4 protein-coding genes and 1 pseudogene are annotated in these 2,269 nt (G+C 69.8%); 2 read left to right on the top strand and 3 right to left on the bottom strand.

From position 1 onward, the window contains the following. A pseudogene (locus ABTZ43_RS17175) lies at positions 1 to 353 on the bottom strand (hypothetical protein); the annotation flags it as partial. 131 nt (positions 354 to 484) lie between these two features. Here ABTZ43_RS17175 and ABTZ43_RS17170 point away from each other — a divergent pair. After that, positions 485 to 1,135, top strand: coding sequence for a hypothetical protein (locus ABTZ43_RS17170; RefSeq protein ID WP_350539638.1), 651 nt, complete (start codon positions 485 to 487; stop codon positions 1,133 to 1,135). 20 nt (positions 1,136 to 1,155) lie between these two features. Here the strand turns inward: ABTZ43_RS17170 and ABTZ43_RS17165 are convergent, their stop codons facing one another. Together ABTZ43_RS17165 and ABTZ43_RS17160 are read right to left on the bottom strand one after the other, a co-directional pair. After that, positions 1,156 to 1,620: a BLUF domain-containing protein gene (locus ABTZ43_RS17165; RefSeq protein ID WP_350539637.1), complete on the bottom strand. Its 465-nt coding sequence runs from the start codon at positions 1,618 to 1,620 to the stop codon at positions 1,156 to 1,158. Next, the gene (locus tag ABTZ43_RS17160) at positions 1,620 to 1,874 is read right to left on the bottom strand and encodes a hypothetical protein (RefSeq protein ID WP_253385436.1); all 255 of its coding nucleotides are present in this window, start codon (positions 1,872 to 1,874) and stop codon (positions 1,620 to 1,622) included. Before ABTZ43_RS17160 ends, ABTZ43_RS17165 begins: the two co-directional genes overlap by 1 nt. 110 nt (positions 1,875 to 1,984) lie before the next feature. On the opposite strand from ABTZ43_RS17160, the gene ABTZ43_RS17155 reads away from it, so the two are divergent. After that, a partial coding sequence (locus tag ABTZ43_RS17155; RefSeq protein WP_350539636.1) for a hypothetical protein occupies positions 1,985 to 2,269 on the top strand: 285 nt, incomplete at its 3' end.

Below are 2,269 nucleotides of genomic sequence, written 5' to 3'. Positions count from 1 at the left end.
TTCTCGGCATCGGCGGTCACCACTTCGAACTCGACGCGGTCTCCCTCGCACTGCCCCTCGACCGTGAACTGTCGATCCGCGACGAGCACAGCGGGCCCGGCGATGATCTCGCCCGACGGATCGCTGCCCTCCTCGTACTTGAGGGCGATGCCGACCTGAGTCGCGTCCGTCGTGTCAGGATAGGCGAATGCCTCCGCAGGAGCTGACGTCGCCGACGGCGATGGTGCGGATGTCGATTCCGACGCCGTCGGCTCGGGCGATCCGCCCGAGGTGCAGCCGGTGATCACGCAGGCGAGAGCCACCAGCCCGGTGGGCACGATGGCGACGGCGCGGGTGCGATGGCGAGTGTCCATCGATCCACACTATGAACCCTCGATCGCGGACCACAACGCCTTGCGGGACGCCGCAGATCTGCTAGCGGCTCGGTCTGGGAGTCCCGTGGGAATCGATGCACGACGCTCGGCCCCGCCGATAGCGTCGAGGGATGGATATCGACACGATACGACCTCGGGCTCGCAGTGCACGCATCCTCACGCCGCTGTTCGGGATGGCCGCCACAGCTGCACTTCTGGCCGGGTGCGCCGCCCCCGTCTCGCCGGCCCCGACGGTCACGCAGACGGTCACGACACCCGCCGATCCCACGCCGAGCGCATCTCCCAGCGCGTCCCCGACCGCGGGCGCCACCCCGTCGGGCATCGGAGACGTCGACCTGGGAACCCCATACGACGAAGCGGTGGCGATGGCGGGAGCGACCCCGGCAGAAGCCTGTCCGTGGCTGGCATCCGCCGAGGCCGACGGGTACACGCTGACCCTCCAGCGCCCCGAGATCCCCGAACAGGACCCTGCGGTGGTCGACCTCGTGCAGGTGTCCGCCTCCCCCGCCGAGCTCGAAGGCCGGCCGGCCGTCGGCCCGCTGACGGCCGAGGGAATCGGTGTCGGTTCCCGGATGGACGAGGCGCTGGCCGCGTATCCCGACGCGGTGGAGATCGAGAGCGTCGGCGATCGCCGGTACCTCGCGATCGAGTCGGAAGCCGGCACCGGTTCCGTCTTCCTGACCTACACGGCAGGCAGCGACATCATCTGGGCAGTCACGGCGACGACCCTCGAGAAGCCGCCGTACGAGTCCTGCGGCTGAGTGCAGACGCCGGAGCGGACCTACGGCGTCCGCACCGCCGACCGCCCGGGCGCCGCCTCGCGGACGCGGAACCACATGGTGAGCTCCATCAGCGCCCGGCCGATCATGTCGTGGTCGCCGATGCGGAGGTCGTCGAAGGAGTCTCGGTAGCCGGCGAGCATCTCCGGCTCGGCAGCGACCAGCGGTCGGTACCCCATGGTCCACTGATCGAAGCGTCGCTCGTGCAGCGGCTCTTCGAGGAGCACGCGGACGTCGTTGTGACGCGGGTCCCCTGCGATGTCGGCCATGAGCGCCTCGACGTCGGCGCGCGCGCCTTCGAGGATCTGGATGAACTCGCGCTCGCGGTAGAGCAGCATCCCGGTGATGTTCCGCTCGGCGTTCCTCGCGCGGCTCACGGCGAGGAGGGCGGCCAGCTCGTCGTCGTCGAAGGGGCGGGTCGCGGTGCTGCTGTAGACGAGCGAGACGAGCGAGCTGTGCGGGGCCATCAGAGGATCGCTCCCGGGGTCTCGACCTCGCCGGCGGGAACGGTCACCGCGCCGATCTCCGTCACCGCGGCCATCGCGCGGTGGTGGTCGGGGAAGTCGCCGACGGCGCGCGACGCCGCGTCGAACGCCCGCCATGCCCCGTCATCCTGCCGGTCGACGTACCCGAGGAAGGATCCGTCCTGACTGCCGACGTAGAAGCCGTCGGCCACGCTCGCCCACAGGGGGCGAGAGGTGGCCCGCTCAGGATCGCTCATACCTTCAGCGTACCTGCGCCCGCACCCTCCGGCTCGGATCATCCCGCAGACGGATGCCGATACCTCCGCCGCCCGATGCCGGACCGTCGCCGGGTGGCGATGCTGAGGAGATGAACACACGGACCACCCTCTTCGTCCCCGCTCTGATCGCCGTGGGCCTGCTGTCCCTGACCGGATGCTCCGCCGTCGACAGCATCGTCCACAAGCAGTCCACGTCGACGTTCGACGACGTCGAGGCGTTCCGCGACGGCGCCGACCTCGATGCGAGCTGGGTGCCCGCCGATGCCACCGCGATCACTGAACGCACGTCCACCATCGAGAAGGCGCCGGACGCCGTCATCCTGCTCACGAGCTCGTCATCGCTGTCCGACGAGTGCACAGAGGTCGAGCGTTCT

Source organism: Microbacterium sp. NPDC097977 (assembly GCF_040302605.1).
GTDB lineage: Bacteria > Actinomycetota > Actinomycetes > Actinomycetales > Microbacteriaceae > Microbacterium.
Note: the sequence above shows the minus strand (reverse complement) of the source record. Positions and strands in the feature narration are given on the sequence as shown.